This is a genomic window from Paraburkholderia rhizosphaerae (genome assembly GCF_004366595.1).
Classification (GTDB): domain Bacteria; phylum Pseudomonadota; class Gammaproteobacteria; order Burkholderiales; family Burkholderiaceae; genus Paraburkholderia; species Paraburkholderia rhizosphaerae.
The window spans coordinates 66379-92766 of sequence record NZ_SORE01000026.1 but is presented as its reverse complement, the minus strand read 5'-3'; the positions used below and the strand labels follow the sequence as shown (position 1 = coordinate 92766).

General features: G+C 63.9%; 24 protein-coding genes. 11 read left to right on the top strand and 13 right to left on the bottom strand.

Annotated elements, in window-relative coordinates; genetic code table 11:
* Positions 1-153 precede the first annotated feature (153 nt).
* Together BX592_RS27285 and BX592_RS27280 are read right to left on the bottom strand one after the other, a co-directional pair.
* Positions 154-1329 (bottom strand): vWA domain-containing protein, encoded by a 1176-nt coding sequence (locus tag BX592_RS27285; protein ID WP_134196396.1) that lies wholly within the window; start codon positions 1327-1329, stop codon positions 154-156.
* A gap of 31 nt (positions 1330-1360) precedes the next feature.
* On the bottom strand, positions 1361-2203 hold the full coding sequence (locus BX592_RS27280; RefSeq protein WP_134196395.1) for an AAA family ATPase: 843 nt from the start codon (positions 2201-2203) through the stop codon (positions 1361-1363).
* 434 nt (positions 2204-2637) lie between these two features.
* Here BX592_RS27280 and BX592_RS27275 point away from each other — a divergent pair, with 434 nt between their 5' ends.
* Together BX592_RS27275 and BX592_RS27270 are read left to right on the top strand one after the other, a co-directional pair.
* A complete protein-coding gene (locus tag BX592_RS27275; protein WP_134196394.1) occupies positions 2638-3006 on the top strand; it encodes a c-type cytochrome in 369 nt (122 codons plus the stop codon).
* Positions 3007-3067: 61 nt separating this feature from the next.
* A complete protein-coding gene (locus tag BX592_RS27270; RefSeq protein WP_134196393.1) occupies positions 3068-3454 on the top strand; it encodes a c-type cytochrome in 387 nt (128 codons plus the stop codon).
* A 162-nt stretch (positions 3455-3616) separates the two neighbouring features.
* Here the strand turns inward: BX592_RS27270 and BX592_RS27265 are convergent, their stop codons facing one another.
* The 3 genes from BX592_RS27265 to rsxB form a co-directional block, all read right to left on the bottom strand.
* A complete protein-coding gene (locus BX592_RS27265; protein ID WP_134196392.1) occupies positions 3617-4051 on the bottom strand; it encodes a DUF1841 family protein in 435 nt (144 codons plus the stop codon).
* A 188-nt stretch (positions 4052-4239) separates the two neighbouring features.
* Positions 4240-4884 (bottom strand): endonuclease III, encoded by a 645-nt coding sequence (gene nth / locus BX592_RS27260; RefSeq protein ID WP_134196391.1) that lies wholly within the window; start codon positions 4882-4884, stop codon positions 4240-4242.
* A gap of 32 nt (positions 4885-4916) precedes the next feature.
* Entirely contained in the window at positions 4917-5972 is a 1056-nt protein-coding gene (gene rsxB / locus BX592_RS27255) for an electron transport complex subunit RsxB (protein ID WP_377681591.1), read from the bottom strand.
* A 4-nt stretch (positions 5973-5976) separates the two neighbouring features.
* Here rsxB and BX592_RS27250 point away from each other — a divergent pair, with 4 nt between their 5' ends.
* Entirely contained in the window at positions 5977-6174 is a 198-nt protein-coding gene (locus tag BX592_RS27250) for a hypothetical protein (RefSeq protein ID WP_134196389.1), read from the top strand.
* Between the two features lie 286 nt (positions 6175-6460).
* On the top strand, positions 6461-7093 hold the full coding sequence (locus tag BX592_RS27245) for a TetR/AcrR family transcriptional regulator (RefSeq protein WP_134196388.1): 633 nt from the start codon (positions 6461-6463) through the stop codon (positions 7091-7093).
* 139 nt (positions 7094-7232) lie between these two features.
* On the opposite strand, the gene BX592_RS27240 is transcribed toward BX592_RS27245, so the two are convergent.
* Positions 7233-8510, bottom strand: coding sequence for a polyhydroxyalkanoate depolymerase (locus BX592_RS27240; RefSeq protein WP_134196387.1), 1278 nt, complete (start codon positions 8508-8510; stop codon positions 7233-7235).
* A 194-nt stretch (positions 8511-8704) separates the two neighbouring features.
* On the bottom strand, positions 8705-10570 hold the full coding sequence (locus BX592_RS27235) for a glycoside hydrolase family 15 protein (protein ID WP_134196386.1): 1866 nt from the start codon (positions 10568-10570) through the stop codon (positions 8705-8707).
* Positions 10571-10840: 270 nt separating this feature from the next.
* On the opposite strand from BX592_RS27235, the gene BX592_RS27230 reads away from it, so the two are divergent.
* The gene (locus tag BX592_RS27230) at positions 10841-11086 is read left to right on the top strand and encodes a hypothetical protein (RefSeq protein ID WP_134196385.1); all 246 of its coding nucleotides are present in this window, start codon (positions 10841-10843) and stop codon (positions 11084-11086) included.
* 302 nt (positions 11087-11388) lie between these two features.
* Here BX592_RS27230 and BX592_RS27225 read toward each other — a convergent pair whose 3' ends face one another.
* Positions 11389-11529, bottom strand: coding sequence for a DUF3096 domain-containing protein (locus tag BX592_RS27225; protein WP_134196415.1), 141 nt, complete (start codon positions 11527-11529; stop codon positions 11389-11391).
* Between the two features lie 463 nt (positions 11530-11992).
* Between BX592_RS27225 and BX592_RS27220 the strand changes: the two genes are divergently transcribed.
* Both BX592_RS27220 and BX592_RS27215 read left to right on the top strand, forming a co-directional pair.
* Complete coding sequence (locus BX592_RS27220) at positions 11993-13147, top strand: lactonase family protein (RefSeq protein WP_134196384.1); 1155 nt, start codon at positions 11993-11995, stop codon at positions 13145-13147.
* A gap of 184 nt (positions 13148-13331) precedes the next feature.
* Positions 13332-13901 (top strand): antimicrobial peptide resistance and lipid A acylation PagP, encoded by a 570-nt coding sequence (locus BX592_RS27215; RefSeq protein ID WP_134196383.1) that lies wholly within the window; start codon positions 13332-13334, stop codon positions 13899-13901.
* A gap of 118 nt (positions 13902-14019) precedes the next feature.
* Here BX592_RS27215 and BX592_RS27210 read toward each other — a convergent pair whose 3' ends face one another.
* The gene (locus BX592_RS27210; RefSeq protein WP_134196382.1) at positions 14020-17829 is read right to left on the bottom strand and encodes a DNA translocase FtsK; all 3810 of its coding nucleotides are present in this window, start codon (positions 17827-17829) and stop codon (positions 14020-14022) included.
* A gap of 309 nt (positions 17830-18138) precedes the next feature.
* On the bottom strand, positions 18139-18711 hold the full coding sequence (locus BX592_RS27205; protein WP_134196381.1) for an META domain-containing protein: 573 nt from the start codon (positions 18709-18711) through the stop codon (positions 18139-18141).
* 180 nt (positions 18712-18891) lie between these two features.
* Here BX592_RS27205 and purT point away from each other — a divergent pair, with 180 nt between their 5' ends.
* From purT to BX592_RS27185, 4 genes are all read left to right on the top strand, one after another.
* Complete coding sequence (gene purT, locus BX592_RS27200; protein ID WP_134196380.1) at positions 18892-20106, top strand: formate-dependent phosphoribosylglycinamide formyltransferase; 1215 nt, start codon at positions 18892-18894, stop codon at positions 20104-20106.
* Between the two features lie 47 nt (positions 20107-20153).
* Positions 20154-20540: an MliC family protein gene (locus BX592_RS27195; RefSeq protein WP_377681592.1), complete on the top strand. Its 387-nt coding sequence runs from the start codon at positions 20154-20156 to the stop codon at positions 20538-20540.
* A gap of 664 nt (positions 20541-21204) precedes the next feature.
* The gene (locus BX592_RS27190; protein WP_134196379.1) at positions 21205-22674 is read left to right on the top strand and encodes a DEAD/DEAH box helicase; all 1470 of its coding nucleotides are present in this window, start codon (positions 21205-21207) and stop codon (positions 22672-22674) included.
* A gap of 22 nt (positions 22675-22696) precedes the next feature.
* On the top strand, positions 22697-22930 hold the full coding sequence (locus BX592_RS27185) for a hypothetical protein (protein WP_134196378.1): 234 nt from the start codon (positions 22697-22699) through the stop codon (positions 22928-22930).
* A gap of 82 nt (positions 22931-23012) precedes the next feature.
* On the opposite strand, the gene BX592_RS27180 is transcribed toward BX592_RS27185, so the two are convergent.
* The 3 genes from BX592_RS27180 to BX592_RS27170 all read right to left on the bottom strand — a co-directional run bounded on the left by BX592_RS27180 (position 23013) and on the right by BX592_RS27170 (position 26386).
* The gene (locus BX592_RS27180) at positions 23013-23888 is read right to left on the bottom strand and encodes an efflux RND transporter periplasmic adaptor subunit (RefSeq protein ID WP_134196377.1); all 876 of its coding nucleotides are present in this window, start codon (positions 23886-23888) and stop codon (positions 23013-23015) included.
* A gap of 94 nt (positions 23889-23982) precedes the next feature.
* The gene (locus BX592_RS27175; RefSeq protein ID WP_134196376.1) at positions 23983-24183 is read right to left on the bottom strand and encodes a DUF1656 domain-containing protein; all 201 of its coding nucleotides are present in this window, start codon (positions 24181-24183) and stop codon (positions 23983-23985) included.
* Positions 24173-26386, bottom strand: coding sequence for an FUSC family protein (locus BX592_RS27170; protein WP_134196375.1), 2214 nt, complete (start codon positions 26384-26386; stop codon positions 24173-24175). The genes BX592_RS27175 and BX592_RS27170 overlap by 11 nt, the downstream gene beginning before the upstream one ends.
* Positions 26387-26388 lie beyond the last annotated feature (2 nt).

Below are 26388 nucleotides of genomic sequence, written 5' to 3'. Positions count from 1 at the left end.
CTGCCGCATTTGGCAGGGTTTGTGGGAATTGAGCCGGGGATGAGTGCTTGGGAGGGGGGCGGGGAGGGGCGTCGCGGCGAATATCCGCCGTGAGGTGAGCTTGTCCTTGATCATGACCTTCTGCGTTTTGCCCCCGCAGGACGGCCCGCCGCGTTATTTGCTCAGCACGCGCATCGCCGTTTCGAGTCCCGCGAGCGTCAGCGGATACATCCGGTGACCCAGCACCTCGCGAATTACCGAGACCGACTGCCGGTACTCCCACAGCGCTTCCGGTTCCGGATTGAGCCACGCGAAGCGCGGGAAATGGTCGGCGAGGCGGCGCAACCAGACCGCACCCGGTTCGCGATTGTTGTATTCGACCGAGCCGCCCGGCTGCAGCACCTCGTACGGACTCATCGTCGCGTCGCCGACGAAGATCAGCTTGTAGTCGGCGGTGAACTTGTGCAACACGTCCCACGTCGGCGTGCGCTCGGTGTGGCGGCGCCGATTGTTCTTCCACAGGAAGTCGTACACGCAGTTGTGAAAGTAGTAGAACTCGAGGTGCTTGAACTCGACCTTCGCGGCCGAAAAGAGTTCTTCGGTGCGCTTGATGTGATCGTCCATCGAGCCGCCCACGTCGAGCAGCATCAGCACCTTCACGTTGTTGTGGCGCTCCGGCACCATCTTCAGGTCGAGCCAGCCGGCGTTCGCGGCCGTGCTGCGGATCGTGTCGGGCAGGTCGAGCTCTTGCGCGGCGCCTTCGCGCGCGAAACGGCGCAGCCGCCGCAGTGCGACCTTGATATTGCGCGTGCCGATTTCGACCTGATCGTCATAGTCGCGGTAGGCGCGCGCGTCCCACACCTTGACCGCGCTGCGATTGCCCGCCGTGTCGCCGCCGATGCGGATGCCTTCCGGGTTGTAGCCGCCGTTGCCGAACGGCGACGTGCCGCCGGTGCCGATCCATTTGCTACCGCCTTCGTGACGGCCTTTCTGCTCGTCGAACACTTCTTTCAGGCGTTCCAGCAGCTTGTCGAGGCCGCCGAGCGCTTCGATGCGCGCCTTTTCCTCGGGCGTCAGATCGCGCTGCAGTTTCTTCGCGAGCCAGTCGTCGGGCAGATCGAGCGCGAGCGTCGCGGTGTCGCCGATGCCGTTGAAATACTCGCCGAATGCCTGGTCGAACCTGTCGAAATACTGCTCGTCCTTGACGAGGGTCAGCCGCGACAGATAGTAAAACTCGTCGAGCGACGGCTCGATCACGTTCGCTTTCAGTGCCTCGAGCAGCGTCAGATATTCCTTCACCGAAACCGGCAGCTTCGCGGCGCGCAGCGTGTAGAAGAAGTCGATCAGCATGCCGGGTTCTCCGCAGGGCGAGCGTGCGCGCTTACCGGTTATTCCGGTTCATCGCGACCAGACGCTCGAATAGCGATACGTCCTGCTCGTTTTTCAGCAGCGCGCCAGCCAGCGGCGGCACGATCTGCTTGTGATCGCTCGAACGCAGCGCTTCGGGCGGAATGTCCTCGGCGAGCAGCAGCTTGAGCCAATCGAGCAGTTCGGACGTCGACGGTTTTTTCTTCAGGCCCGACACGTTGCGCAATTCGTAAAAACTTTCGAGCGCCGCGCGCAGCAGCACCTGCTTGATGCCCGGGTAGTGGACTTCGACGATCTGCTGCATCGTCGACGGGTCGGGGAACTTGATGTAATGGAAGAAACAGCGGCGCAGGAACGCGTCCGGCAATTCCTTTTCGTTGTTCGACGTGATGATCACGAGCGGACGCTGCTTCGCCTTCACGAGCTCGCGCGTCTCGTACACGTAGAACTCCATCCGGTCGAGCTCACGCAGCAGATCGTTCGGGAACTCGATGTCGGCCTTGTCGATTTCGTCGATCAGCAACACCGTTTGCTGGTTCGACTCAAACGCCTGCCACAACACACCTTTCACGATGTAATTGCGAATGTCCTTTACGCGCTCGTCACCGAGCTGCGAATCGCGCAGCCGCGACACCGCGTCGTATTCGTACAGACCTTGCTGCGCTTTGGTCGTCGACTTGATATGCCACTGCAGCAGCGGCATGTCGAGCGCGGCCGCCACTTCCTCCGCGAGCATGGTCTTGCCGGTGCCGGGCTCGCCCTTGATCAGGAGCGGGCGCTTCAACGTCATCGCCGCGTTGACCGCGAGCTTCAGGTCGTCGGTGGCGACGTATTGCGAGGAGCCTTCGAAACGCATGGCAGGACGCTCGTTCGGGGAAAATCCCAGTATAAGGCAGATGGGCTGGTAGCCTCGACGCTGCGGCCTGGCGTCGTCGGCGGCATCGCGGCGGGCGGGTCGCGAGCGTGTCGGGCGGGTCTGGCCAGAAGGCCGTGCGCCGCCCCCTTGCCGGGCGACGCGACGCGCAAGCCGCGGACCTGGCCGTCGCAGCCCGTCCGGTGGACGCCCGGCGCGGCGTCTTGGTACAATTGGGCCGATTTTTTTGGCCTGCGTGGCGATTAGCAAAAAAAGACGGCGCGGGTCGCCGCTTTTTTGAGCGCCCGTTTTTGAGGCCATGATTCGGGGCTTGCGCGTGGCGCGCCGCATGTTTGCGGTGCCATCCCGCGCATGGTCTTTCGTTTTTTGTGCCCTCGTTTTTGTGCCGTTTCCCCTCAAGCCAGGTTACAAGAGCTATGAAAAAATTCGTCGGCAAACACGTCGTGATCGCAGCGCTGTCGTGCATGGCGGGCCTTGCGGCCAATGCATACGCAGCGGATGTCGTCGGCAACGCGAAAGCGGGCCAGGGCAAGGTCGCGATGTGTATCGGCTGCCACGGTATTCCCGACTACCGGACGGCCTACCCGGAGGTGTATCGGGTACCGATCCTCGGCGGCCAGAACGCAGCGTATCTGATCAACGCGCTGCAGGCGTACCGGAAGGGCGACCGCCACTTCGCCACGATGCACGCGATCGCGAGCTCGCTGTCGGACCAGGACATCGCGGATATCGCCGCGTACTACGCGGCGCAAACTCCCACTTCGAAGAACAACCCCGACAAATGACCGGCCGCGCTTTCTTTAGCACAGTCGCTCGGTCATTCCGCCACGCGGGCCAGGAGAATTCATGAAGAAGCACCCACACGTCCTCCACACGATATTCAAGATTGCATGCGCGTCGTTCGCGCTGGCCGGGTTCGCCGTCGCCTCGGATGCGGCGTACGCGGCCGATGCGGACAACGGCAAGAACCTGGTCGAAAGCCATAACTGCGCGGCCTGCCACGGTTCGAAGCTGAACAACCCGGTGAGCCCGGAATATCCGAAGCTCGCGGGGCAGCACGCCGACTATCTCTTCTGGGCGATGCGCCAGTACCAGATGGGCACCGGTAACCCGCAGCTCGGCCGAAACAATCCGATCATGCAGGCGCAGGTGCAGAGCCTGTCGCTGAACGATATGAAGGATATCGCCGCGTATATCGAATCACTGAAGGGCGATTTGGTCGAGAAAAAGTAATCGCCGGGTCAGCGTTGGCTCACCAGCTCGACGAATCCGAACGCGAATACGAAAACACCCCGCTGCGGCGGGGTGTTTGTTTTGGTGCGCATGTCTGGCGCGGCTACGTGGATCGCGCGGGATCTGGCCGTGAGAGGGTCGCGCGCGTGACCAGTCTCGCGATCAGTCCCGCGAAGCGCGACGCTCGATTCGCTGCAGATACGCGTCCGTATCGGGTGGCGTGTTGGTCCGCTGCGCTTCCCAGATCGTCTCGCCGAGGCACTCCATGATCGCGTGCTGCGCGTCATGGGTCGAACCGAGCCGCGCCACCAGCCGCTCATGCGCCGCGCGAATGCCGGGAGGCTGGTCGATCGACAGTTGCTCGCTGATCGCCAGATGCATCGACAGATGCAAAAACGGATTCGTCTTGCCACGCTCGGGCGAATAGTCCTGCGTGGTGGCGGCTTCAGGGTCGGTCAGGTCGGCCTGGTATTCCGGATGTTCGACAATCCAGTCCGCCGCGATCGATTCAAGCGGTGTCAGGATTTCGCCCGCGCGCTGTTTGCGCCAGGTGTCGGTGAAAAAACGTCGGACTTCGTCGCGGCTGGGATTGAACATCGGCAGTGGTGAAGGCGGCAGGAAGCGGAATAGGGGCTTGGTTGGCGCAAAGCGCTGCATTGCGGCGGCGTAACGCGACGGGCGACGACGCGACGCCGCCGGACGACGAGATCTGACATTTTACGCTGCCGCGTCTTCACGCGCCGCCGCTCGAATGCCTTGCTGCGCCGCGCGGCACGCAGGCGCGATCACAGTTCGGGCGGCGGCGTCTTCTGCCTGAATTCGCAAAGCGGCTCGATCACGCAATGCCAGCATTCTGGACGGCGTGCCTTGCAAACGTAGCGGCCATGCAGGATCAGCCAGTGATGCGCATCGTGCCGGAACTCGGCCGGGGTGAATTTTTCGAGCGCCGCTTCGACCGCGCGCACGTCCTTGCCCGGTGCAAGACCGGTTCGATTCGCAACCCGAAAGATATGGGTGTCGATGGCTATCGTCGGATGGCCGAACGCGGTGTTCAACACGACGTTCGCAGTCTTGCGGCCGACGCCTGGCAGACCTTCAAGCGCTTCGCGGTCGGCGGGCACCTCGCCGCCGTACTGGTCGAGCAGAATCTGGCACGCGGCGACCACGTTTTTCGCTTTGGTCCGGTACAGACCGATCGTCCTGATGTATTCGGCGACGCCTGCTTCGCCCAGCTTCACGATCTGCTGAGGCGTATTGGCGACTGGAAACATCTTGCGCATCGCCTTGTTAACCGACACGTCGGTGGCTTGCGCGGACAGCATCACGGCGATCAGCAGTTCGAACGGCGTCGTGTACTCGAGTTCGGTCGTCGGATGCGGATTCAGGCTATGCAGCGTCTCGAAGATCGCGCGGCGTTTGTTCGCGTTCATGCGTTCGCGTTCATGCGGAAAAGGTCGGCGCTTTAGCGCTTCGGGTTGGCGTGGTCGGGGGCGTGGCTCGCGTCGTCTTCGTGATCGTCGTCGGGGTTGCCGCTTGCGCGCCCGGCTTCGGTCGCGCCGCGCGATGTGGCCGCATCGCGTGCCGGGTGCGCCTGCGATGGGTCATTCGTCGCTTGCGCGCTGTTTTTGTCGTGGATGCCCAGACGCCGGCGGCGCGCCTCTGCCGCGTCGATTTGCGCCTGCACGTCGGCGCTGACGTTCGTCGTGTTTTGCGGACCTTGGCCTTGCGCTGACGTCTGTTCCTTCTTCTTGCGCGCGCGCTCGAGTGCGGCCTGGATGATCGCGCGTTTCTTCGCTTCAGCGTCATCGACGGCAGCGGACCGGCTCGCCGCCGCGCCGGGACCCGTCTGCGATGCGCTCGCGGGCGCCGCGGCGGCGCCCGTGGCCTCAGCACCGCCCGCTACTGCACTGCCGGCCGCCGACCGCCGTGCCGCCGCGCGCGCTTCGGCTGCTTCACGTTCATGATCGAGACGCGCGCTGCGCCGGTGATAACGCTCGCGCGCGGCATCGGCCTGCTGCTGGCTCCACGCGTCCCAGCCGGTTGCGTCGCCGGTGACAGGGATCATCGCGATGCAATCGACCGGGCAGGGGGGCACGCATAGATCGCACCCGGTGCAAAGCTCGGCGACCATCGTGTGCATCTGTTTTGCCGCGCCGACGATCGCGTCGACCGGGCACGCCTGCATGCATAGCGTGCAGCCGATACACAGGTTCTCATCGATAAACGCGACCGGCCTCGGGCGCTCGACGCCATTGTCCGGGTTCAGCGGAATCACCGGCTTGCCGAGCAGCGCGGCGAGCCGCGCGATGCCTTGCGCGCCGCCCGGAGGGCACTGGTTGTAGTTCGCGCTGCCTTGCGCAATGGCTTGCGCATACGGGCGGCAACCGTTGTAGCCGCACTTCGTGCATTGCGTCTGCGGCAGCAGATCTTCGATGCGGTCTGCGAGTGTTTTCGCGAGTGTTTTCGAATCGGTCACGGTGACGAGGTCGGGACTTTCTGCTTGCTTCGATTCGTCGATGGCGATGGCGGCACGCCAAGGTCATGCGGATCGGGGCGGGTTTGGTGCGTTGTTTCCGCGGGGCGCCCATGCGTCGGACGCCGATGTGTCGAGCCGCGATCGGTCGGGCGGCGCTCTGTCGGACGATGCAACGCTCGAGACCACAAGCGGACCGGCGTTCTATCGGATCACGAAGCTCGATGACGGCATGCGGACCACGTAATGCACACCGACACACTGCACACCCACGCAACGCCAGCCAGGCATCGCACGCGCCTTTGCGCCGCAGCTCGCGTAATAACGCTTGGCCAAATATCTATTATCGCCGAATTCCCCAGTTGCCATTGCCGAACCATGTGCCATAATCGAAGCGCTTTACGAATGACCGCAGGAGGGTGTTCCCACCAACCAGCCCGCGCAGCGCCGCCATGCCGCTTCGTGTCAGGAGCCACGGTCATGAAGCTGGCGGTGTGATCCGGAATACGCGGCTCACGAAGCACCTTGCCACCATGAATCAGCCGAAAATCAAAAGAGATCCTGAAGGCACCCGTCGCCGTATCCTGCTCGCGGCGGCCGAGGAGTTTGCAAATGGTGGGTTGTTCGGCGCACGCGTCGATCAGATCGCCCGCCGCGCGGAAACCAATGAACGCATGCTCTATTACTACTTCGGTAGCAAGGAGCAGCTTTTCACCGCGGTACTCGAACACGCGTTCAGCGCACTCACCGAAGCCGAGCGTACGCTAGACCTTGCAGGCATTGCGCCGGTCGAGGCGATCACGCGTCTCGCACATTTTGTGTGGGACTACTATCGCGATCATCCGGAACTGCTGCGGCTTATCAATAACGAAAATCTGCACGAGGCGCGGTATATGCGGAAGTCCACGCGTATCCGCGAAATGATCTCACCGATCGTCGCGACGCTCGGCGGCATTCTCGAGCGCGGTCAGCGCGCGGGACTGTTCCGCGCGAATGTCGACCCGCTGCGCTTTTACGTGACGCTATCCGGCATGGGCTACTACATCGTGTCGAATCGTTTCACGCTTGAAGCAACGCTTGCGCGCGATTTCAGTTCGGCTGCGGAGCGTAGCGAGATCGTGCAAATGAACACTGAGATTCTGCTTGCGTATCTGCTGCGCCGCTAACAGGTTCCGGGGAAGCGGCGCACGTAGCTCGACGCGCAAATAGAAACGGCAACGGCCTCATGACGAGGCCGTTGCCGTTTATCCTATTCATCAGTTGTACGACGGGGCGCGCCGAGCGGGGCACGCTGTACCTCGCGCATCAAGCCTCGACTTGTTCCACCTCGGGCTTTTTCGCCTTGTTGTGTTCGAGAATGAAGTCGCGAATTTGCGGATAAATGATCGTGCGCCACCGGCGGCCCGAGAAGATGCCGTAGTGCCCGCACTTTTCAGCAGTGAAATGCCGGCGGTGCTTCGCCGGAATGCCGGTGCACAGTTCGTGCGCGGCTTTCGTCTGACCGCTGCCGGAGATATCGTCGAGTTCGCCTTCGATCGTGAAGAGGGCGGTGCCGCGAATGTCCTGCGGGCGCACGAGTTCGCCGGCGACTTCCCATGTGCCTTCAGCGAGCCGGAACTCCTGGAACACCACCTGGATTGTCTGAAGATAGTATTCGGCGGCCATGTCGAGCACCGCGTTGTATTCGTCGTAGAAACGGCGATGTCCTTCGGCATCCTCTTCGTCGCCGCGCAGCAGGCTCTGATAGAAATCCCAATGCGACGCCGCGTGCCGTTCCGGATTCATCGCGACGAAGCCCGCATGCTGCAGGAAGCCCGGATAGACCCGGCGTCCGACGCCCGGATAGTTCGATGGCACGTTGTAGATCACGTTCGTCTCGAACCAGTTGAGCGAGTGCTGCGTCGCGAGCGAGTTGACCGACGTCGGGCTCTTGCGAGCGTCGATCGGCCCACCCATCATCGTCATCGTGCGCGGCGTCTCTTCGCCGCGGCTCGCCATCAGCGAGATCGCCGCGAGCACCGGCACCGTCGGCTGGCAGACCGAAATGACGTGCAGATTCTTCGCGCCGATATGGCGAATGAACTCCTGGATATACGCGATGTAGTCGTCGAGATCGAACGGACCGTCTTCGAACGGCACCATCCGTGCGTCGATCCAGTCGGTGATGTACACCTTGTGGTCCTGCAGCAGCGTACGCACGGTGTCGCGCAACAGCGTCGAATGGTGGCCCGATAGCGGCGCGCAGACTAGCACGACGGGTTCGTCTTTCAGTTGCGCGACCGCGTCGGAATCGTCGGCATAGCGCTTGAAGCGCATCAGCCGGCAAAACGGCTTTTCGACGATGGTCTGCTCGACGATCGGAATGTTGTGGCCGTCCTTGACGATCTGATGCAGGTTGAACTCGGGCTTCTCATAATCCTTGCCGAGCCGGTACAGCAGTTCGTAGCCAGCGGATAGTCGGGTGGCGCCCGGCACATACGCAAGCGGACTGGCCGGATTCGCGAACGATTTCGATGCGGCCTGTGCCCAGGCGGTGAGCGGACTCAAAAGTGCCCGCTGGAATTCATGAAATTGATAGAGCATGGTTGCTCCAGCGTTATTGCGGTGCGCGCGGGGCTGCGCGAAAGCACGCGTAGCGTCGAGGCGGCCCGAAGTGGTTATTGAACATTGATTATCGGCCGTCAGACCCGTTCGATGATATCCAACCGCGCGATGTTGTGCAATGCAGCAACGGTGCGCCAGGCCACAAACGAAATGTCATCAGAAACGTCATCAAATCATGCTACCGGCGTAGGTTCGGCATCGGCGTTCGATGATCCGGCAGCGCCTTGCCCGTCGTGCGGCGGCTGCCCGGTCGCCTTGGCCATTTCCTGCTCGTGTTTCATCAGGTTCAGCCCCGTGTGAACGAGCGCGACATGTGAAAACCCTTGCGGGAAATTCCCGACCAGACGTCCAGCCACCGGATCGTACTCTTCGGCGAGCAGCCCAACGTCGTTGGCAAGGGACAGAAGGCGCTCGTACATCTCACGCGCTTGCGTTACTCGCCCGAGCAACGCCAGGTTGTCCACGAACCAGAACGAACACGCAAGGAATGTACCTTCTCCCGGCGGCAGGCCATCGTCAAATTGGGTCGTACGATACCGCATTACAAATCCGTCGTGCATCAAATAACGCTCGGTTGCGTCGACGGTGCTTGCGACGCGCGGGTCCGAAGGTGGCAGGAACCCGAGCAAGGGTAACAATAGCACGCTTGCATCGAGTTCGCTTCCCCCATAGATTTGAGTAAATGCCTTGAGTTCCGGATTCCAGCTTTTCGCGCACACGTCCGCGTGGATCCGCGCGCGCATCTCGCGCCAGTGATCGAGCGGCCCAGGCAGGTCGAACTGCTCGGCCGACTTGATCGCCCGGTCGTACGCGACCCACGCCATCACCTTCGAGAATGTGAAGTGCTGGCGCCCGCCGCGCGTCTCCCAGATCCCTTCGTCGGGCTCTTCCCAGATCTTCTCGAGGTGGGCGAGCATCGCGCGCTGAACGTTCCACGCGGTCTCGTCGGCCTGCAAGCCGCCGACCCGCGCGAGATGCAGTGCGTTCATCACTTCGCCGTACACGTCGAGTTGTAGCTGCCCGACCGCGTTATTGCCGATGCGCACTGGTTTCGCGCCCTGGTAACCCGGCAGCCAGTCGATTTCGAACTCGGGCAGGCGCCGCTCGCCGGCCAGACCGTACATGATCTGGACCTGCTCGGGAGCGCCGGCCATCACACGGCCGAGCCACGTGCGCCACGCACGCGCCTCGTCGTAGTAGCCGCCGCGCATCATCGCGAGCAGCGTGATCGTCGCATCGCGCAGCCACACGTAGCGGTAGTCCCAGTTGCGCGTGCCGCCGAGCTGCTCCGGCAGCGACGTGGTCGGTGCGGCGACGATGCCTCCGGTCGGCTCATACGCGAGCGCTTTCAGTGTGATTAGCGAACGCTGGATTTCCTTCGCGTAGCGGCCGTTGACCGTGCTGCGCGACGACCATTCGAGCCAGTGATTCTCGGTGCGCGCAAGCGCGGTCAGCGGATCGTGCGCGGGCGGAATGCGCAGATGCGACGCGGAATAGGTGAGCGAAAACGGCACGCGCTCGCCCTCTGAAACCGTGAACTCGGCTACCGTGCGCATGTTCTCGCCCTTCAGTTCAACCGGCGTGCGCAGCGCGACCGTATCCGGCCCGACGATCGCCTTGATGCCGCTGTCGTGCATCAGCCGGCTGACCCATGGAATCGAGAAGCCGTAGTCGAAGCGCAGCACGAGCTCCATGTTCATCTTCACGGCGCCGCGTTTGCCGACGACGATGCGGATCATCTCGGACCAGCCGTTGCCGGGCGGCATAAAGTCGACGACGGTGACCGCGCCGTCCGGCGTTTCGTAGTCCGTTTCGAGAATCAGCGTTTCGCCGCGGTACCGGCGGCGCGTCGGCTTGACCGCGTCGCCGCAGGGCGTGATCAGCCAGCGTCCGTGTTCCTCGGCGCCGAGCAGGGCGGCGAAGCATGCGCCGGAGTCAAAACGCGGCCAGCAAAGCCAGTCGACCGAGCCATCGCGGGAAATGAGCGCGGCGGTGTGACCGTCGCCGATGAGTGCGTAGTCTTCAATGGGTGCGGGCATAAGCTTGAGATTCGATCAAATGACCGGTGAGAGCGGTGGTAAAAAATGCGCATTATGCGAATGCGTCCGTTCATTAAACGTCGATCTTACCGAAGCAGCGCGATACATATTGATAGAACGCAAAAGGCTGAAATTGAGTATTGGCAGGCCTCATTTTCAATGCCTACAATCGGGTCTTCCAGACGATTCATATGTCGGCAGCGTTGTTTCCTGCTTTGTCCGTCGCTTCGCTGCCGCTACCCCCAAAGTGCAGTTTCGAGGATGAAAGCCATGCTGAACCCGTCGAAATCCGCTTGCATCTCCATTCTTTCCGCCGCCAGCGAACTGCCTGACGACAAACTGCTGTCTCTCGATTGCCGTACGCTCGGCCTGTCTCGCAACGGAATGGATACCGCCGCACGTTTTTTGATCGAGCGTGCGTGCTTCAATCGCTATAGCGATGCCGGTGGTCATTATGCCGTCGGCAGCTTGTCGCTGCAGGGCCGCCTGCGTCTGGACCAGCTGGCAAACGGCTGAGCACGTTCAGGGTTCACATTCAGGTTTCTGTGGGGGCGCGCTGAACCTGCCGCGAGGTTGAACCCGCATCAGGTTGGCCTGCCGGTGCCGCGCACAACCAGGCAGGCGTAGTCGCGTCTTCACGCTGCGTCGGTGCGCTGCCATTTGAGTTGCGACGGCATACACGCGTGATCGTGCAACGATGCGTTGCGCGTCATGCCGCTTTGCGTCTATTGAACGTGACGGCGTGCGGCGAGTTCGCCGTACGCGCGCCATGCCGGGCGAATGCATCGCGTTGCGGTGCGTGCCGCAACCGCGCGAGGCTATTTCATGCCAATCAGGCCGATGATGCCGATGATGATCAGGTACAGCGCGACAATGTAGTTGAGCAGGCGCGGCATGACCAGAATCAGAATGCCGGCGATCAACGAAACGAGCGGGCCGAGACTGAGTGTGACGTTCATGAAGACTCCATAGTTTGAGTTAGTCAGATTGAGGCCCGAAAGGCCGCTTGCGGTACGACGTGATTCCCGGTTGTCGCGTGGCCGGAGCCGGGCCGGCCATGCCGGTTCCACCGAACTCACCGGCGCAAACCGAGGTGCGCGTGACTGTGCGATCAACTGCATCGCTTCTATACTTGCCCGTACAACCAACTGCACCAACTGATTACACCGCAACTTCTCCGGCACGCCCGCCAACGATACGCATCGTAGCGGACTGCAGCCCAGCGACACCGCAATAACCGAACGAACCGATGTCAAGGAGAACCTCATGCATTGCGACAACCGGGCGTCGACGCACGGCGCGCCGCTGCGTGCGTGTCCGCGTTCGCTCGTGCGTCCATTGCGCTTCTCACGCTTCTTGCCGTATTTCTTTTCACGCTTGTTCCTGCGTTCGACAGCCTCGATCATAAAAGGTCTTGCACTCATGGTCCCGCTCATTGCCATGTCAGCGTCCGCACAAGGGACGGCCGCGCCACCCGCCGATGGCGTCTACGACCTGCTCGTCGGCACCTACACCGGGCCGAAGAGCGAAGGCATCTACACCTATCGCTTCGATACCGGCAGCGGCATGGCGACGCGTGTATCGGCCGCGCAGACGGTCAATCCGTCCTATCTCGTCGCGAGCCGTGACGGCCGCTTCGTGTACGCAGTCGACGAATTGCCTGGCGACAATGGTCCGGCCTCGCAGCGTGGCGGCATCAGCGCATTCGCGTTCGACGCGGCGAGCGGGCAATTGACGTTCCTGAACAAGGTGTCGTCCGAGGGCAACGATCCTTGTTATCTGAGCCTTTCACCGGATGGCCGTTATCTGACGACCGCGAACTATTCGGTGGCGGCCGATCCGGGCGGCAGCTTCGCGGTCTTCCCGCTTGCAGCCGATGGCAAGGTCGGCGCCGCGGCGCTGACCGTACATCACGAAGGCGGTGGCCCCGTGAAAGGACGGCAGGACAACGCACACGTGCACTCGACCGTGTTTTCGCCGGATGGCCAGTACCTGTTCGCACAGGATCTCGGCGCCGACAAGCTGTTCGTCTATCGCTTTACGCCCGATGGCAGCCGCGGGCTGCTCGGCCCGACCGAGCGTCGCTACGTCAATATGAAAGCGGGCTCGGGTCCGCGCCATCTCGTGTTCGCACCGGATGGCCGGCATGCGTATCTGACGAGCGAACTGGCCGCGACAGTCAGTGTGTTCCGCTATAGCGACGGCAATCTCACGCTGATTCAGACCTTGCCGATGACGAAGCCGGGTTTCAACGGCGAAGTGGCGGCGGCGGCGATTCATCTGTCGCCTGATGGGCGCTTCGTGTACGCGAGCAATCGCGGCGACGCGAACGAGATCGTGATTTACGCGGTCGATCCGGCCGACGGCCAACTGCATGAAGTCGGACGCCAGTCGACTCTCGGTCGTGCGCCGCGCGAGTTTTCGATCGATCCGACCGGTCACTGGCTGATCGTCGGCAACCAGAACAGCGATAGCGCGTACGTGTTCCGGCGCGATATGCAGAGCGGCCTGCTCGAGGCGAATCCAACACGGCTCGACATCGGCGCGCCGGTCGATTTCGTCTGGGTATCGCGGTAGTGAATGGGGTGATTCGCGGCGACGACCGCGGCGACGAGGTCGGCCAACCAGGGCAGTACCTGAAGCAGTAACCAAAGCAGCACTGACGCGGCAATCAAAGCGACCACCGAGCCGGTCGTTGCCGCATCAGCAAGTCGTACGCGTACTCGTCTTGCCGATGTGAAACAACCACGGTCAGGCCTCGATGAGAAAGACGCTAGGGACGATCGCGCTTGTAACGGCAACTGCGATGCCAGCGTTGCCAATACCTGCGCGGGCGGATTGCGCGTACTCGATCGACTGGATAGCGCGCGCCTGCGACCGGGTCGCGCGTGTCGCGCACGAAGGCACGTGGGATCTGTATCTGACCGGCTACGGCTGGCACATCAACGGCTATACGGAAGAGCATCGCCAGTCGTTGAATGCGTATTCGTGGGGCGGCGGCGCGGGCAAGCATTTCACCGACGAGAATGGCAACGACGACATCCTGTTCGCGTTCGTCTTCCTCGATTCGCATGAAAACCCGGAACCGATCGGCGGCTGGGCCCGCCAGTGGTACACGACGCCCGTGCTCGGCGGGCTGTCGCTGGGAGGCGGGTATTTCATCGGACTGACCGCGCGCAACGACATCGCGCACTATGTGCCGGTGCCGATCGCATTGCCGATTGGTTCGCTGCGTTACCGGCGCGCGTCGCTGATGGGCACGTTCATTCCTCGTATTCCGGGAATCAACGAAGGAGACGTCGCGTTTTTCTGGGCGCGCTATGAGTTTTGATGTGCGCGGTACGCGGCGCGCACGCAGGTACGCAGACACACGCGCCAGTGTGTCACGCGCGCGACGCTGTGGCTGCGTCGCGCACGCTAACCCGCACGCTAAGCCGCACTCAGGGCCTTCACTCCGGCGCCGGCCCCGGCGCCAGCACCTCGCGACTGCCGTTGATCCCCATCGACGACACCAGCCCGGCGGCTTCCATCTGTTCGACCAGGCGCGCCGCCCGGTTATAGCCGATGCGCAACTGCCGCTGCACCGCGGAGATCGATGCGCGGCGCGTGCGCACGACAAACGCGACCGCTTCGTCATAGAGCGGATCCGCTTCCGCATCCGGTGCATCGCCGAACAGGTCCTGCGGCGCGCCTTCGCCCGCGGGCCCGTCGAGAATGCCTTCCTCGTATTGCGGCTCGCCGAACTGCTTAAGATGCTCGACCACGCGATGCACTTCTTCGTCCGCGACGAACGCGCCGTGCACCCGCTGCGGATAACCGGTGCCGGGCGGCAGGAACAGCATGTCGCCCTGGCCAAGCAGCGATTCGGCGCCCATCTGATCGAGAATCGTGCGCGAGTCGATTTTCGACGACACCTGGAATGCAACGCGGGTCGGAATGTTCGCCTTGATCAGGCCGGTGATCACATCGACCGATGGCCGCTGCGTCGCGAGGATCAGGTGAATGCCGGCGGCGCGCGCCTTTTGCGCGAGGCGCGCAATCAGCTCCTCGATTTTCTTGCCGGCCACCATCATCAGATCCGCGAGCTCGTCGATCACCACGACGATCAGCGGCAGCGGCGACAGCGGCTCGGGGTCGTCGGGCGTCAGTGAGAACGGGTTGCCGATCTTCTTCTCGTGCGCCTGTGCATCGCGAATCTTCTGGTTGAAGCCCGCCAGGTTGCGCACGCCAACCGCCGACATTAGCCGGTAGCGCTTTTCCATCTCACCGACGCACCAGTTCAGCGCGTTCGCGGCGAGCTTCATATCGGTGACCACCGGCGCGAGCAGATGCGGGATGCCCTCATAGACCGACAACTCGAGCATCTTCGGGTCGATCATGATCATCCGCACATCCTCGGGCGTCGCCTTGTAGAGCAGCGACACGATCATCGCGTTGATCGCGACCGACTTGCCCGAACCGGTTGTGCCCGCAACCAGCATATGCGGCGCCTTCGCAAGGTCGGTGACGACCGGATGGCCGGTGATGTCCTTGCCCATCGCGAGTGTCAGCTTCGACGCAGAGTGCTGATAGACGCCGGCTTCGAGAATCTCGCTGAGGCCGATCATCTGGCGCTTCGCGTTCGGCAGTTCGAGGCCCATGCAGGTCTTGCCGGGAATCGTCTCGACCACGCGGATCGACGTGAGGCCGAGCCCGCGCGACAGATCCTTCATCAAACCGACGATCTGGCTGCCGCGCACGCCCAATGCCGGCTCGATTTCAAAACGCGTGATGACCGGGCCGGCCGATGCGCCGACGACGGTTACCGGCACCTTGAATTCCTGCAGGCGCTGCTCGATCAGTTGGCCGGTTTCGGCGAGCTTTTCATCGGAGATCGGTTCGACTTCGGTCCGTGCGCGCGCGAGCAACGCGAGGCCCGGCAATTCGATATGCGACGCCGCGGGTGCGTGAAACTCGAAGCTGGTCGCCGCATGGCCGCGCACGGGTGCACGGGCGGATGATGAGGCAAGCGTCGAGTCGGTGGACTCCGCCGGGTCGGTGCTGCGGGCGTGGTCGGAGGTGCCGGATTGGGTGTCGGCGTCTACGCTGTCGTTCGTGTCGGCGGTGTCGTCTGCCGTGCCGGCGGAGCCTTGGGCGGCGGACCGTTCGTCTTGTTGGTCAGACCGGGCGTCGTGGTGCGCAGCCGCGACGTTCGAAGGCGTGTGCATCGCCGGGTGGCTTGCTTGCGCACCCAGCGCACTCGTCACACTCGTCGTGCCCGGAAAGCGGACGACATTCGATGGCGCCGTGATGTGTGGTCCGGATGTGCCCGTTTGCGTCGCGGGCGCTGTCGTTGCAGACGACGCGGGCGATGCCGCGGCAGTAGGGCCGGTCTGCTGCGCAATGTGGGGCGTCACGACGTGCAACTGCGGCGCGCCATGCCGTGTGCCGGGGAAATCGAGCGCGACCGCGGCGACTGTCGGAAGTTGATGCGGGATTGGCGATGAACCGGTGCGCAGCGCAGTAACGGCGTCTTCGATGGCTTCCCAGGGCGCGGGCGCGGTGCCGGTTGTCGGGGTGACGTCGGCGGCGCGAGACGCGGCGTTCGTAACCGACGACGTATCGCTTGCGGCGGCCGCCGATGTATCGGGCGCGGCCGTCACGCCTGAGTTGTCCGACGCAATGTCCGAGCCGCGCGCTTCGCTTTCGCGTGAGGGTATCGCGTTGACCTGTTCGCGGGTTTCTCGCGCAAGCGGAGCATTGTGCGCAGCGACGTCGCGGTCTGGCGCATCCAGCGTCGTGGCTTGCGGCGCATCTTCGTTGGTGGGGCGGTGATCGGCGACGCGGTGTTCGATCGCCTCCGGTATCGGGTGCGAATCGGTCGAATGCGCGGAAATCGCCGGGACGCCTTCGGCGGCTGCGCCATCAGCGCCCGTCGTCTTCGATGGCTCCGCCTGACTGCGCCGTGCGAGGCTCGCACCCGCAAGTGTCGTCCATTGGGCGGCGTTCGCTTCGATGCTGCGCAGCGTTTCGCTGACGCTCGGCGTGGGTTCGACGCCGGGAGCCGTGGGGGTGGGCCGCTTGTAGCCTGCGGTGGGCAGGCGCGTTGCGGTGCCGCTTCCGGGGCTTTGCTGTCGTGATGGCGATGACGTCGGGGTACGCGGCATTGTCGGCGTCTGAGGGGCCTGGTGAGCGGCCAACTGATCGGCCAACTGATCGGCCAACTGATCGGCCAACTGATCGGCCAACTGATCGGCCGATTGCGCGAGCGACTGGGACTGCGTCATCCCGGCGGGGCGTATTGGCGCGCGCGGCGCCGACGCGGTCCCGCCAGCCTGCGGAGTCGACGGAGCGGGACGTTGCGCGGTCAGGTTCCGCGACGGCGCAGTAGCGGGGGTCCCCGCAGAATTGCCGCCAGCGGGCGCCATGCCCGACATGCCGAACGTCTTCGACGACTGGTCCGTTGCGCCGCCCAACGCGGCGCGTCGCGCAATAGATCCGGCTGCGCTTTCACGCGCTCGCTCGGGATCGCGCGCCATTGCCGAGTCTGCCTCGCCACGCAGCCAACCCGGCGGCGCAACGGGTTCGGCGGGACGGCCATCCGTGGGACGGCCATCCGTGGTACGCCCAACTCCCGTGCGCCTCTCTACGACGCGGCCGTCCGAAGGCATCCATCCTGCCTGGCTGGTTTGCGCCACTCGCGTATCCGCACGACTGGCGTTGCCACCGGTCGTATCACCGCGCGCTGCACCAGACGCGCCTTTCGCACGTGTCTGCTCAGGCGGCCGCCACACGGTCGGGCGCGCATATCGTCCCGTGGAGCGCGGCGAGACCGGATTCACATGACGTGCGGCGTGCGCCGCCGCCGCGTCCTCATCGGCGCGCCGGCTGCGCCGTTCGGCGTCGCGCATGCCGGGCAGACCGAGCCCAAACGTCGCATCGGCCCAGCGGATCGCACGCGACCACCGAAAACCGAGCAGCCAGGGCAGACTTGCCGCGAACAGCACGAGCATCGCGAGCGGCGTGCCGATGCGGCCGAGCAGATGGCCGAAGCCGCTTGCGAGCGCATGACCGGCATGATCGAGGCCGGCGATATCGAACAGCGACGCTTCGATCGTGCAACTCGCGACCATCACGCAGACGAAGCCGAGCCACAGACGGATCGTGCCCGGTCCACGCAGGCCGGTACCGCCCGGCAATGCGGATTTCACGAGGCGCCAGAGGAGCGGGAGCAACCAGACAGTTGACCCGCCGAACCAGCCGAACACTACCGTATGCATGCTAGACATCGACGAATGACGGACGCGCCGCAGCGCAACCCGTCGAGTTTAAACCGACCAGACGCTTCGGTTCGAGTGGTGGCATTGCTTGGCCGTTGTGCGCGTGCCACCCGCATGCGTCGTTGGTGCGTGATTGCCGAAGGCGGAGCACGGTGGCGAGCGTCACGAGCGTCGCTGCACACTCCGCTGACCACGTCGTTGCGGATGCGTGTCGCATCCGCGCAAACGACAGCGTTGCGCGCGCTGTCGTGTGTGTTACCGGCGCGATGCGGTTTGACAGCAACTTGCAGACGGACGGTTGCCGCGACGTCATTTATCGTTGCGTGCAAACACGAGCGTGTCGCCGGCTGTAGTGATCAGTTGCAATTCCTGCGGTGGACGCATTTGTACGCCGCTGCGCTCGATATGCGCGAGCGCGTTCAGATAGTCACCTTCGATTTCACCACCCAGCCCGACGCATGCCATTCGCGTGCCGGCGAGCGGTCCGAAGCTGAGCTTGCCATCGCGAAGCATATAGCTGCCCGTGTAGCGGTTACAGCCGGAAAAGCCGCTTGCGCGGCGCTGACCGTTAGCGGTGGACAGCGTCAGTGTGATCGGTTCGGCTTTGCCGGCACCGGCCTCGGCCGCGTCGCCGCCGCCCGGTATATCGCGTGTGGTGCCATCCGCGCGCGTCCAGCCGGTCAGCTGCCAGCTGGTGTTGTCGAGCAATTGCGTGGCCGCGGGGTTGAACGGATCGGGCGGTGGTGTGTCCGCGACGGTGTGCTTCGGCATTGCACACGCGGCCGACAACGCCACGACCGCGAGCAGCGCGGCGACACTTCGCATGCGCGCCGCGCGCCGCTCGCGCGTGAGCGGAAAAAATGCAATGCGCGTGAGGACCATGGCATCGTTCCTGTTCAAACGGGGAAGGCTAAGGGTAACGCACCAAGCGCGGTGCAAGCGAATGCGCCTGCTTCGCTCATCGACGCTCCGGTGCCGCAAACGCAGCGGCCGCGCATGTTAACATCGCCGCACCATTCGATCCACCCATTGCACTCATTGCATTTCTTCGGAGCTTCCTCCATGCAGACCGGCCAACGTATCGGCACACCGCTTTCCCCAACGGCTACGCGCGTCATGCTGCTCGGCGCGGGCGAACTGGGCAAGGAGGTGATCATCGCGCTGCAGCGCCTCGGGGTCGAAGTGATTGCGGTCGACCGTTACCCGCATGCGCCGGGTCATCAGGTCGCGCATCGCGCGCATGTGATCGACATGACCGATCCGGTCGCATTGCGCGCGCTCGTCGAACAGGAGCGGCCGCATCTGATCGTGCCGGAGATCGAAGCGATCGCCACCGACGCGCTCGCGGCGATCGAAGCCGACGCGATCGCCGAAGTGATTCCGACCGCGCGCGCGACGCAACTGACGATGAATCGCGAAGGTATTCGCCGTCTTGCCGCCGAAGCGTTGGGCCTGCCGACGTCGCCGTATGCGTTTGCGGACTCGCTCGACGAACTGAAAGCGGGCATCGCGAAGGTCGGCTATCCGTGCGTCGTGAAACCGGTGATGTCGTCGTCGGGCAAGGGGCAGTCGGTGGTGAAGAGCGCCGCCGACGTCGAGCCCGCATGGCAGTATGCGCTGGCGGGTGGCCGCGTGAATCGCGGGCGGGTGATTGTCGAGGGCTTTATCGATTTCGACTACGAGATCACGCAGTTGACGGTGCGCGCAATCGATCCGGCAAACGGCGCGACGCGCACGTACTTTTGCGACCCGATCGGTCACGTGCAGGTTGCGGGCGACTACGTCGAATCGTGGCAGCCGCAACCGATGAGCGCGGTCGCGCTCGAGCGCACGCGCGAGGTCGCGCACAAGGTGACCGAGGCGCTAGGCGGGCGTGGCCTGTTCGGCGTGGAACTGTTCGTGCGTGGTGATGACGTATGGTTTTCCGAAGTGAGCCCGCGCCCGCACGATACCGGTCTTGTCACGCTCGCGTCGCAACGGCTTTCGGAGTTCGAACTGCACGCGCGGGCGATTCTCGGCTTGCCGGTGGATACGTCGCTGCGCGCGCCAGGCGCGTCGGCAGTGATCTACGGCGGGCTCGACGAAGCGGGCATCGCGTTCGAAGGCGTTGCGCAGGCACTCGCGGTGCCCGAGGCTGATCTGCGTCTGTTCGGCAAGCCGGAGAGCTTTGTGAAGCGGCGCATGGGTGTCGCGGTCGCGACCGGCGAGAATACCGACGAAGCGCGTGCGCGGGCGAAACAGGCGGCGGCGGCGGTGAGGCCGGTGTCCGCGAAGTAGCGTGCGGCGCAGCGTCGCCGCGGTTCGATGAAGCGGAGCGTTCGATGATCAACAGGCTGATCATGCAGTCGATTCCCGTGGCGGCCGTGCTTGCTGCATGCGCGATCGCGTTACCGTGTCGCGCGGCGCCGACGGGCACGCCGCGTTTTGGCGACCTGCGTACGACGCACCCGCGCACGCAAAAATACACGTGCGCGACCGGCCGGACCTTCAACGTCACGTATCTGGGCGCGGCCAACGGGCAGAGCTTCGCGCTGGTGCCGGTCAACGGGCAGCAGATGCTGTTCGTGAACACGTTGTCGGGTTCCGGCGCGAAATATCAGGCGGGCAGCTATACGTGGTGGACCAAGGGCACGCGCGCGGACCTGTACGACGCGATGGCGGGTCCCGATGCGCCGCCGGTGTTGTCCAATTGCATAACGGTCGTTCGTTAGGCGGGAATGCGCGCCCATGTCACGCTATTGTCGCAAGCACGCGCCAGTCTTATCGACGGCTAGCCGGCCCGGCGTGCAACTACCTGAATGGCCGGGCCGTGAATCGACGGCCAAGCATGGGTACAGGAAGTTGGCGCTGAAGTGCTACAATACCGCCCTTTGCGGCGTGTGTTAGCGCCATCCGGAGCCGGCCGGTTTCGCGTCGCGGCCTTCTTCGGCTTTTCGACCGCCTGCTTTGCGCTGAGCTATCCAGCGCGCGTGCGGCACATCGTGGCTCCGCCTTCATTCTGCCGCTTTGCGCGGCGCCGGCCGCTTCAGCAGACAGTCAAACGGCGCGTGAGCATGTCCGAGGCCGCGCGGTTCACGGCCGGTATTACAGCCCAATGGTTAGCCTGTTGGTCAGCCGTTAGCCTGTTGGTCAGCCGGATGTACAGCCTGCAAGCGGCCTTGACCAGCGGCGTGACAAGCGGCCCGCTTGATGGCCTGTTTCACGGTCTGAATGCACGGCCCGGTTTCAAGCCGGGTTTTTGGTCCCGGTTCAATCGCCGATTCGATTTCGATTGCCGATCACCCGGGCCGTGAGGCCGGTTTTTACAGGCCGCCTCAGGTCAGTTCAAGGGCCGCGCGCAAGTAGCGCGCGGGCGCATTTATAGCGAAAGCCACCATGTCCGACACAGTTGCCACTCCTAGCACCGCGACCTTCGACCAGTTCGGCTTGTCAGCCGACATCCTGAAAGCCATCGCGGAGCAGGGCTACACGACGCCGACGCCGATTCAGGCGCAAGCGATTCCTGTCGTGCTGGCCGGCCGCGACGTGATGGGCGCCGCTCAGACCGGCACCGGCAAAACCGCGAGTTTCTCGCTGCCGATCATCCAGCGTCTGTTGCCGCTCGCCAGCACGAGCGCGTCGCCGGCGCGCCACCCGGTGCGCGCGCTGATTCTCACGCCGACCCGCGAACTGGCCGACCAGGTGGCCGCCAACGTGCAGGCGTATGCGAAACATACGGCGCTGCGCAGCGCGGTGGTGTTCGGCGGCGTCGATATGAACCCGCAATCGGCCGAACTGCGGCGCGGCGTCGAAATCCTGATCGCAACGCCGGGCCGCCTGCTCGATCACGTGCAGCAGAAAACCGCGAATCTCGGCCAGGTGCAGATTCTCGTGCTCGATGAAGCGGACCGTATGCTCGACATGGGCTTTTTGCCCGATTTGCAGCGCATTTTGAATCTGCTGCCGAAAGACCGGCAAACGCTGCTGTTTTCCGCGACGTTCTCCGGCGAAATCAAGAAGCTGGCGGCCACTTACCTGCGTAATCCGCAAACCATCGAGGTCGCGCGCAGCAACTCGACGGCGGCCAATGTCACGCAGATCGTCTACGAGGTCGCCGAAGGCGACAAGACGGGAGCCGTCGTGCAGCTGATTCGCGAGCGCAACCTGAAGCAGGTCATCGTGTTCTGCAACAGCAAGATCGGCGCAAGCCGGCTCGCGCGGCAGCTCGAACGCGACGGCGTGGTCGCGACCGCGATCCACGGCGATCGCTCGCAAAGCGAGCGGATGCAGGCGCTCGACGCGTTCAAGCGCGGCGAAATCGAAGCGCTGGTCGCGACGGATGTCGCCGCGCGCGGGCTCGATATCGCCGAGCTGCCCGCGGTGATCAACTTCGACTTGCCGTTCAATGCGGAAGACTACGTGCACCGGATCGGGCGCACCGGCCGCGCCGGTGCGTCGGGCGATGCGCTGTCGCTGTTCAGCGCGAACGAGCGCAAGCAGTTGCAGGACATCGAGAAGCTGATCAAGCGGCCGCTCGATGTCGAACGCCTCGTTGTCGACTCGCCGGTGCGCCATCATCACGACGAGCGGGGCAGCGCTCGGCGCGGCCGCGACGAGCGCGATGAGCGCGGCAGCCGGCGCCGCTCAGGCGGCGGCTTCGAGCGTAGTAGCGGTGGGCATGCGCATCGTCAGGCGCCGATCGACGACTTTTTCCTGAAGCCGTACGAGCCTTCGCCGAGCGCGTTGTCCGCGGCGTCGGCCAGGCGCGACGAAACCGAAAACGTGCCGCAAAAGCCGGCATCGAAGCAGCCGCTTGCCGCGTTGCTGGGCGGCTTCGGCATGCCGCGCAAAACGACTTCTTCCTGAGTCTTTCTGGGCGCTGTCCGCCGTGCCCGATCTCGCGTATCCGGATGCGCGCGGCGCGCGGCCGGACAATCTGCAGGAAGCGCTGGAGTTTCACGTCGCGGTTCATCGTGCGGCGTTTCTCGATGCGGATATCTATCGATTGCTGGTTGAGGTCGCGTCGTTGCTCGAGCCGGCGTCCGAGCTGAATGACGAGGCGGTCGTCGACAAACGGCTTGCCGCCGAATTCGATTCGGCGCGTGACAGCCTGCGGGCATGAGTCCCCGATCAGGGTAGCGTCGCGCGAACGGCGCTGCTCGCGCCGGCTATCGAGCCTATTGCGCCTATTGCGCCTATTGCGCCTATTGCGTTGGCCGCGCCGATGGCCTGATGACCACCGTACAGGTCGTGCCAGCCGACAGCAGCACGCCATCGGGCACCGAGTCGATCTTGATGCGCACCGGCACGCGCTGCGCGAGCCGCACCCAGTTGAAGGTCGGATTCACGTCGGCGAGCAGGTTGCTGCCTTGCGGATTATCGCGGTCATAGATGCCACGCGAAATGCTCTCGACGTGCCCGTGCAGCATCCCGCCGCTCATCAAACGCATATCGGCCGCATCGCCGACCCGCACGCGCGGCATCTTGGTTTCTTCAAAGTAGCCGTTCACCCAGAACGAGTGGCTGTCGACGATCGCGAAGCGCGGCGAGCCCGCGATCGCATAGTCGCCGCGGAACACGTTCAGATTCGTCACGTAGCCGTCGACCGGCGACAGGACTTGCGTGCGCTCGAGATTGAGCTTTGCCGCATCGAGCGCGGCAATCGCCTGCTGATACTGCGCCTGCGCCGAATTGGCGGTATGCGCGGCGTTTTCGCGGGCTTCCTTCGACACGACGAGACTGTCCATGTCCGCGCGCCGCTTCGCGTCGTCGATGCGCATCGTCAGTTCGGCCTTGCGCGCGGCGACCGCGGCCTGCGCCTGCTCGACCGCGATCTGATAGTGCGACGGGTCGATCTGCATCAGCAGGTCGCCTTTCCTGACGAACTGGTTTTCGCGCACCGGCAGCTGGACGACAGCGCCCGATACGTCCGGCGCGATATTGATCACTTCGGCGCGCACGCGTCCGTCGCGGGTCCACGGTTCATACATGTAATGGAGCCACAGCGCGCGGCCGATCAGCACCGCGACGACGAAAATCGCCACGGTAGCGATGAAGCCCAGAATGTTACGGATGGTCATGATGACGGTCAGTAATCGAAACGATCAACGCGAATTTATCAACGCGAATTTATCAACGCGAATTTATCAACGCGAATTTATCAACGCGAATTTTTCAACGATAAACGGCCAGCCCGAGCGCGCCGCAAATAACGACCAGCAGGCTCGCGCGAAACAGCGACGGGTGCCAGACCACGCTGTATAGCCCGAAGTATGCGAGTACCCGATCGATCGCCCAGGTCACCACGGCACCGATAAAAAACAGCACGATGACGGCCGGCATATAGGCATCGAGGATGGCGATCTCACGAGGCATGGCGCGCTCCAGGTGGCGCAGTGCCCGCGCCGTTGCCGTGGTTGGCCAGCGTTGCGAGCGGCGATTGGGGGTCGAGCAGCGCACTGCGGATAAAGTGCGCGTGGCTCAGGATACGTTGCAGCCGATGGCGTTCGTCGCGTGGCGGCTCAAACGCCGCGAGCACCTGCTGGACCGCGGCGATCGCATCGTTGGTCGCGGCAAGTGCGATGTCGAGCCGCTTCGCGGTCGGCGTATCGAACAGCCGGCCGACGTCGTCACGCATCGCGCGCAACTTGACCCGCCACGGCATCGAGCGCGCATAGCGCGGGTCCGGCGGCAGCTCGTCGATTTCGCGGCGCAGGTCGGTAATCGCGTTGCCGACTTCGAGCACCGCGAACAACCAGCGCAACGTGTCGCGTTTCAGTTCGGGCTCGTCGGCGGCGAGCGCATTGATCTGGAACATCAGGTCGCGCGCGCCGCTCTCGAACCGCGTGCGCAGACCGTTCAAGCTGCCGCGGCAGCCGGCCACCACCTGACGGCGCAAATCGACCAGCAGCCGGTTGCGCAGCCACGGCGTCGACGGCGGCAACAGCACCGCGAACGCGACCGCGGTGACCAGCATCGACAGCACCAGGGCGAGCGCATCGTTCATGAACGTGATTGGCTCGTAGACCTCGAGGTTGTCCGGGCCTGCAAGAAAGCAGAAGAAGATGCAGTAGCCCATCCCGTAGCCCACCAGCTTCGGACGCGTCGTCATGAATACGCCGAACGCGAGAAATGGCGTAAGCGCCGCGCACAGCAGCCAGAAGCCGTCGATATGCGGATAGATGCCGAACGTGACGATCATCGCCATCAACGACGCGAGGGTGGTGCCGAGCCCCATCTGCCACGCCATGCGCGGCGGATTCGGCGACGATGACGCAAGCGCGCAGGTGGCGGCCGCGTTCAGCGTGAGCGTCGTGCCGCTCGGCCACGCGGTCGCGATCCAGAACGCGCCGAGCACGCACATCACGATCGCCGCGCGCATGCCGGAGATGCCGGCCGTGAGCGCATTCGTCTTCGGTTCGTAATGCTCGATCCAGCGCTCGCGCGCATGCATCGGCACGGCCAGCGACGCGTAGGTCGCCGTGTACGCGTGCAGATCTTCGACGAAGCGATAGAGGAGTTCGGACGCGGTATCGAAGTCGAGCATCGGCTCATCCGGATGCACCGCGAGTTCGGCGCGCGTCGCGCGGATGCGCTTCGGCAATGCCTCTTTGTACGCTTCGAGCTGTTCGGCCGCCGACGCCGCGTCAGCGGCGGTGCGCACCGGCTCGCCGGATCGGTGCCGCAACAGTGGCGCGATTTCGCGAAAATACGGTTCGAGCGCGTCGATGGTCGCCCACGCGCTCGCCATATGCAGACGGTTCATCAGCTGATGCAGCGCGTGAAACCGTGTCGATGCGGCCATGAATTCGCTGTTCAGCCGCGACAGCCGGCCGCTGCGCATCCGCGACTCGGGGCTTTCGAACACTGCCATGCTGCGCATCGCTTCAAGGCCGACGATATCGGCGATAAAACGCGCGTTGGTTTCCTCGATTTGCGCGCGCTCGATGCGGCCGTCGAGCACACTGCCGACATAGTCGACGAACGAGCTGAAGCGCGCGCGTACCGTCGTGCGCATCTGCTCGCCGGTATGCTGGGGGAACACGAGTGCGCTGACCGCGCCCGCGCAGACGATGCCGAGCAGCACTTCGGAGACGCGCGTGAGCGCGGACAGCAACGCGCCGTCCGGATGCTGTGAAGCGGGAATGCCGATCAGCGCGGCGGTGTAGCCGGCCAGCACGAAGCCGTACGAACGGAAGTTGCGGTTACGCGCGGCGCCCGCGGTGCAGATGCCGACCCACAGCGCGGTCGACACGATAAAGAGCACCGGTTGCTGCGGAAAGAGGCCAAGCAGCGCGAGCATCACGACGAGGCCGACCAGCGTGCCGCCGATCCGGTAAAAGCTCTTCGCGAACACCGCGCCGCTTTGCGGCTGCATCACGATGAACACGGTCGTCATCGCGGTGCGCGGCTGCGGCATCTCGAGCTTCATCGCGATGCCGATCGCGAGAAAGGCCGCGGCGAGCGCCTTGAAGATATACACCCATGTGCGGCCGTCGGTGTGCGCCCAGTCGGCAACGGCCGCATACAGCGACGGCAGCGACCACGCGGCGGGTTGAGCGGGAGAAGGCGTGTTCATGA